The sequence below is a fragment of the Psychrobacter sp. genome, from assembly GCF_035469765.1.
In the GTDB taxonomy this organism is placed as follows: Bacteria; Pseudomonadota; Gammaproteobacteria; order Pseudomonadales; family Moraxellaceae; genus Psychrobacter.
This window is the reverse complement of sequence record NZ_DATIRM010000099.1, coordinates 1-6,024: the sequence shown is the minus strand read 5'-3', so window position 1 is coordinate 6,024 and position 6,024 is coordinate 1. Positions and strand designations below refer to the sequence as shown.

The following is a 6,024-nucleotide window of genomic DNA, read 5'->3' as shown; positions in this document are numbered from 1 at the left end:
TTCTACTAGTTTGCTGTATCCAACGCAATTAAGAAGCTTTGAAAAATTCATCCCAGCAGCATTATATCGGTTTTAAAATAATCAAACCCCAATATTAAGAACATCACCTAAGAAAAGTAAATTTCATACCCCAACCCTCTGCACTGTATAAATAATGGCATATAGGGCTTTTTCGACTTATCAAAATAAAATAAACCTATGGGATGTCTACATATTATTCATATTTCGAACACTAGAATATTGAGGTGTTTGCTACCTAGCAATCAATAAACCTACAGTAACCTCAAAATAATACTCATCTTTGATAGTGATACTAACCGTACCTTTATGAGTATTAGTGATTGCCTGCACGATAGACAGCCCCAAACCTGACCCTGAATGGTGCTGGCTGATCTTATCATGACGGTAGAATCGCTCAAATAATTTGTCTGTTTCAATCTGATTTAAAGGTTTATCTAAGTGATTAGCTACAATTATTTTTAACCAAGATTGCTTCGAGGGTTGAGTATTGCTTTTTGCAGTACTAAGAGTATCAACAAAATCGACGGCAAAACTCAAGGTGACGATTGATGCTGTTATAGTAATGATACTTTCATTAGTGGCACGTAGATCCACCTAAGAAAAGCAGACTACATAGCTCAGCCCTCTATACTATATATTCTGACAGAACTAACTAAACAATACAGCGCATAAACCGACAACCGCCATAATGCGTTGAATAATCAGGCTGTCTTGCAGGTAAGTGTTTAGACAAGTGGCAACGCCTTTGCCGACACTATAAACCCCAAGCATGGCGATAATCATACCCATGAAAAAGCCAGCAGTAGTACTGTTAGCAGGAACTTCAATGGCATGCGCTGCACCGTGGAACATAGCGAGTGCACCAAAGCCAATGATGGATAAGTTATGCCATGTTTTTACTGATGCTTCGTTGCTTTGATTCAGTGCATAGTTAAAGTAGCGGCTCATAAGTGCCAAGGTTAGTAAGACAATAGACATTATGATACCGAATTCAATAAACGTGCTATTAAAGCTCATACTTAAGCCTAGGGCAAACCCTACTAGTAAACCAATGGCTAATGAGGCAAAGCCTTTTTTAAAGCTGTGCATTTGAGTAAAGAGCATGCCCATACCCATTGCGAGCATCAGATGATCAAAACCCGTCAAAGGATGCAACATACCAGACAACATTGAGTTGCTAAATACGCCCTTAGCTGCCATCAAGCCATGCCCAGGGTGAGCAAATGCCAGTTTGGGTAGCGTTGCTAATAATGATAGCAGTGCTAAGCCACTAGCTATTGCCGTTTTGTTGGTCAGGTTTTTACGTATCATGGTTTGTAATGTTTTTGTGGTCATGATAAATCCTTAATATGTAAACAAATCGATATGATCACTGTTTGATAATCCGCTTATCATTCAGTAGTTTTAAGAACGCCTATTTATGGCATAGCATGTGGCATTATAGGCGCTGTCTTACGCTATACTTATCATGCCTTTATCAAGGATAAAGGCAACAATGTCATCAACGCCTTCGCCTGTTTTCATGTTACTAAAGACCACAGGCTTATCGCCGCGCATTTTTTTGGCATCACGTGCCATCACCTCAAGTGACGCGCCTACGAGAGGGGCAAGATCGGTTTTATTGATAATGAGTAAGTCAGATTTCATGATGCCAGGCCCACCTTTACGAGGGATTTTATCGCCTGCAGAAACGTCGATGACATATAGAGTTAAGTCGGATAATTCAGGGCTAAAGGTCGCCGCTAAATTATCCCCACCAGATTCGATAATAATGAGTTCAAGCCCTGCAAACTGCTGCTGTAATTCGGCGATAGCAGATAGGTTAATTGAGGCATCTTCACGGATGGCAGTGTGCGGGCAGCCACCCGTTTCGACACCGCGAATGCGCTCGGCTGGCATGGCCTCATTACGGGTTAAAAATTCAGAATCTTCTTTGGTATATATATCATTGGTCACTACTGCCATGTTGACGTCATCGCGCAGGCGTTGACACAATCTCAGCGTCAACGCCGTTTTTCCTGAGCCTACAGGACCGCCTATACCTAGGCGTAGTGGTGATAATGTCGTGTCTGAATGTTTGTTTTCGACTTTAGGGGTTAGTGCCATAAATAAATGTCCTTAATAAGTGTTAGGGTTCTCAGCCATTAAGAGCGAAATAAGCGGCTATATTGCCTTTCATGCTGGCAAGACAGGATCGCTAAATTTGGTAAGTTGGCGGATATTTGTAACTGTTGATAAAGTAGATTTAGCCTTGATATTGTTATGTCAGGCGTATCTGCCATTAACGGCAGGCCTTGAGCGTACAAAAAACTTTGCTTGACGCTAGCAGCCAGTGGATGTATTTGCTGACTTAGTAGCTGTTGCAGCTGCCAAATGATTCGCTGTCCTGCCATTTGCCCAAGTGGTACTGTTTTGACCACAGCCAGCACCATATTTTCGATTTGACCAAAAGCGTAAGTGGTCATAGCTTGTACAGGGTTAAATTGCCAATGCGAGCTAATATGGGCAAACAGTGGCAAAAACCCATGAGCGAGTAAGCTATCAGGCACGTTGAGTTCAAGGACATTATCAAGCCATGATGATAAAGACAGCGCCAATTGGCTCGACTCATAAACGAACTCTTTGGTTTCGCGGCTAGCGTGGTAATCTGCACCTAAAGCATCAGCAAGTGCGACGTCATCAATCATAAGTGCCTCTATCATCAGCGCCAGTAGCGGTAGCTCATAACGACATAATGCCAGCTCCAGGTAATCACTCATAAAATCCATGCTACTGCTTTCATCATGAATAAACCCTGACTCAATAGCAGGTTCTATGCCTTGCGAGTAGGTATAACTGCCAATAGGTAAGTTGCTTGACGCCAGCATGAGCAAACGTCCGGTCACATCTGCATTATTCAGATCATTTATACCTTGTGCTGTACTAGCAGGATGCTGGGAGTGCGTGGCATGATTAGTCATGAGAGTTGCCGTGGGTATGTGAATGGTCATGGTCGTGACCATGATGACTATGACCATGAGAGTGAGAATGTCCGCCTTGATTGCCTTTATAGGCACCCGTTTCTGGCTCAAACGGCGCTTGTACGGCTTGGGTCTGTAGGCCAAGTTGATGTAACATCGCTTCTAAAACATGGTCAGGCTCAAAGTACAGTGCATTAGGTGTAAGCATTAAAGGCACATGGCGGTTGCCTAAATGGTAAGCACCTTTCATAAGGTCAAAGCCATTATCGGCAGTCACTTCGATTAAAGCTTGCTTGGCTGCAATAATCTGTATTAGGTTGCCTTGATGATCTGCCAGCACACTGCCATTCTTAATGGTTTCCGTACGTGGTAAATCAACACCAATGGTTTCTTGGTGCTGTGTTTCTGCTTTAAAACGACTACGCTGACGGGTATCAAAATCTAAATATAAAAAGTTTGCTGACTGTTTTTGCCTATCAATAATTGCTTGTTGCTCAGCGATGAAGGTTGATGGATCGAGACGTTGCGTATAAATGTTCATAATTATGTTTATAGTCCGTTAAAATAGATGATTCACAGCTGATTGGGCATTATCAGCATGACAATAAAAAGCAGCTAGAATAAAAAGTAGCGCTGTGCCATCGGTAGATAGTCGGCAGGCTCACAGGTCAACAGCTCACCATCGGCATACACTTCATAGGTCTCTGGGTTGACCTCCATCTGAGGACAGTAGCTATTGAACTTCATGTCTTGTTTGCGTACCTGACGAATGTTATGTACTGCTTTAATGACTTTTTCTAGTCCTAATTGCTTGTCAACGCCTTTGTCTATCGCAGCGCTTGACATAAAAGTCATACAAGTCTGCGCCACTGTTTTGGGGAAGCTACCAAACATGCTGCGATAATGCACAGGCTGCGGGGTAGCGATGGAAGCATTGGGGTCGCCCATGGGCGCTGCTGCAATCAAGCCACCTTTAATGATAAGGTCAGGCTTTACCCCAAAAAATGCTGGCGACCATAAAATTAAATCTGCCCACTTTCCTATTTCAACTGACCCCACTTCATCACTAATGCCATGGGTAATGGCAGGATTGATGGTGTATTTTGCGAGGTAGCGTTTGATACGAAAATTATCATTGCCGCTATCAGAGTCAGTAGGACTTAGCATGATATTCTGTGAGGACTGCTCAGTTTTGGCCGACTGATCAGGAGCAAGGTGGCCACGTTGGGCTTTCATTTTATCAGCCGTTTGCCACGTTCGAATAATGACTTCTCCCACGCGTCCCATGGCTTGCGAATCACTACTCATCATGGAGATGGCACCCATATCTTGTAAAATATCTTCAGCAGCAATGGTTTCTTTACGAATACGGCTTTCTGCAAAAGCAACATCTTCAGCAATGGCTGGGCTTAGGTGATGACAAACCATGAGCATATCGAGATGCTCGTCAATGGTATTAATAGTGAAAGGGCGCGTTGGGTTGGTGGATGAGGGTAAGACGTTGGTTTCGCCAATAGCTTTTAAGATATCTGGGGCATGACCGCCGCCAGCGCCTTCAGTATGGAAGGTGTGAATACAGCGGTCTTTAAACGCGCCTAGAGTGCTATCTAAATAGCCGCTTTCATTTAACGTATCGGTGTGAATAGCCACTTGCACATCGTATTCTTCAGCCACGCTAAGGCAGTTATCAATCGCTTTAGGTGTGGAGCCCCAGTCTTCATGAAGTTTAAGACCGATAGCGCCTGCTTCAATCTGCTCGACAATAGGCGTAGGTAAACTAACATTGCCTTTACCTAATAATCCGATATTCATCGGAATAGAATCGGTGGCTTTTAGCATGCTGTGGATATGATAAGCACCAGGAGTGCACGTTGTAGCAAGAGTACCTTCAGCAGGCCCCGTGCCACCGCCTAACATCGTGGTTATACCAGACATCAATGCCGTTTCACATTGCTGCGGCGCGATAAAATGAATATGACTATCGATACCGCCAGCAGTCAAAATTTTACCTTCCCCTGCGATAATTTCCGTAGCCGCGCCAATAGGTAACGTCACGTTAGGCTGAATATCAGGGTTGCCAGCTTTACCAATGCCACTGATATGACCCTCTTTGATAGCGATATCTGCCTTATAGATACCGCTATAATCTACAATCAAAGCATTGGTAATAATAGTATCGGCAACTTGGTCGCCTATTAGCTGTGACTGACCCATGCCATCGCGGATAACCTTGCCGCCGCCAAATTTGACCTCCTCACCAATGCTGATACTATCAATATCAGTATTTTGGTCACTATGGTTGGTCAAATCATATTCAACCTCAAGCCATAAATCCGTATCTGCCAAGCGTACTTTGTCCCCTGTGGTAGGGCCAAAATGCTCGGCATAAATACGTCTGTCAATGCGTTTTTGCGAAGTGTCTTTGCTTGCTTTGACTTTAGCTATTCCCATAACTTTGCCTGAAAAACCATAGATATGCTGTCTACCTGCGATGGCAACCAGCTCAACGTCGCGTGTTTGTCCTGGCTCAAAGCGCACAGCAGTACCAGATAGGATGTTTAGCCGGTATCCAATTGTTAAATCTCGATTAAAGCTAAGTGCTGCGTTTACCTCAAAGAAATGATAGTGAGAACCGATTTGAATAGGGCGGTCGCCTGTATTGATTATTGCTATGGTTCGAACGCAGCGACCAGCATTCAAAGCCATATCGCCTGCTTTAATCTTATATTCGCCTGCTTTCATCGTCATTTTTATTATCCTTAATAGTCTTACGGCAATAGCTCTATTTTAGTTCAATATCGTTTTATACGGCTTTATAGCAAGCAAGCTATACGATGGGATTATGTACCGTCACAAGCTTAGTGCCATCGGGGAAAGTGGCTTCAACTTGGACATCATGTATCATCTCTGCAATACCTTCCATGACGTCATCGGCAGAGAGATAAGTGGCTCCTTCACTCATCAGTTGCGCCACGGTTTGGCCATCACGCGCGCCTTCCATCAGTAGCATGCTAATGTAAGCGATAGACTCAGGATAATTGAG

7 protein-coding genes are annotated in these 6,024 nt (G+C 43.7%); all 7 read right to left on the bottom strand.

From position 1 onward, the window contains the following. Positions 1-252: 252 nt before the first annotated feature. Positions 253-615, bottom strand: coding sequence for an ATP-binding protein (locus tag VLN09_RS02745; protein ID WP_325243678.1), 363 nt, complete (start codon positions 613-615; stop codon positions 253-255). A gap of 54 nt (positions 616-669) precedes the next feature. Beyond that, positions 670-1,356 carry a HupE/UreJ family protein gene (locus tag VLN09_RS02740; protein ID WP_325243677.1) on the bottom strand — a complete coding sequence of 229 codons (687 nt, stop codon included), beginning with the start codon at positions 1,354-1,356 and terminating at the stop codon, positions 670-672. 117 nt (positions 1,357-1,473) lie between these two features. After that, on the bottom strand, positions 1,474-2,127 hold the full coding sequence (ureG, locus tag VLN09_RS02735) for an urease accessory protein UreG (RefSeq protein ID WP_263240216.1): 654 nt from the start codon (positions 2,125-2,127) through the stop codon (positions 1,474-1,476). 38 nt (positions 2,128-2,165) lie between these two features. Beyond that, on the bottom strand, positions 2,166-2,981 hold the full coding sequence (locus tag VLN09_RS02730) for an urease accessory protein UreF (RefSeq protein ID WP_325243676.1): 816 nt from the start codon (positions 2,979-2,981) through the stop codon (positions 2,166-2,168). Further along, the gene (ureE, locus tag VLN09_RS02725) at positions 2,974-3,522 is read right to left on the bottom strand and encodes an urease accessory protein UreE (protein WP_325243675.1); all 549 of its coding nucleotides are present in this window, start codon (positions 3,520-3,522) and stop codon (positions 2,974-2,976) included. The genes VLN09_RS02730 and ureE overlap by 8 nt, the downstream gene beginning before the upstream one ends. A 74-nt stretch (positions 3,523-3,596) precedes the next feature. After that, positions 3,597-5,729 (bottom strand): urease subunit alpha, encoded by a 2,133-nt coding sequence (ureC, locus tag VLN09_RS02720; RefSeq protein WP_325243674.1) that lies wholly within the window; start codon positions 5,727-5,729, stop codon positions 3,597-3,599. A 79-nt stretch (positions 5,730-5,808) separates the two neighbouring features. Then, positions 5,809-6,024 (bottom strand): urease subunit gamma (gene ureA, locus VLN09_RS02715; RefSeq protein WP_325243673.1); only part of this gene is annotated, 216 nt, incomplete at its 5' end.

Excerpts from the sequence above, each read along its gene's own strand:
- VLN09_RS02740 (WP_325243677.1), bottom strand. The coding sequence starts at position 1,356 with ATGACCACAAAAACATTACAAACCATGATACGTAAAAACCTGACCAAC.
- ureG (WP_263240216.1), bottom strand. The coding sequence starts at position 2,127 with ATGGCACTAACCCCTAAAGTCGAAAACAAACATTCAGACACGACATTA.
- VLN09_RS02730 (WP_325243676.1), bottom strand. The coding sequence starts at position 2,981 with ATGACTAATCATGCCACGCACTCCCAGCATCCTGCTAGTACAGCACAA.
- ureE (WP_325243675.1), bottom strand. The coding sequence starts at position 3,522 with ATGAACATTTATACGCAACGTCTCGATCCATCAACCTTCATCGCTGAG.
- ureC (WP_325243674.1), bottom strand. The coding sequence starts at position 5,729 with ATGACGATGAAAGCAGGCGAATATAAGATTAAAGCAGGCGATATGGCT.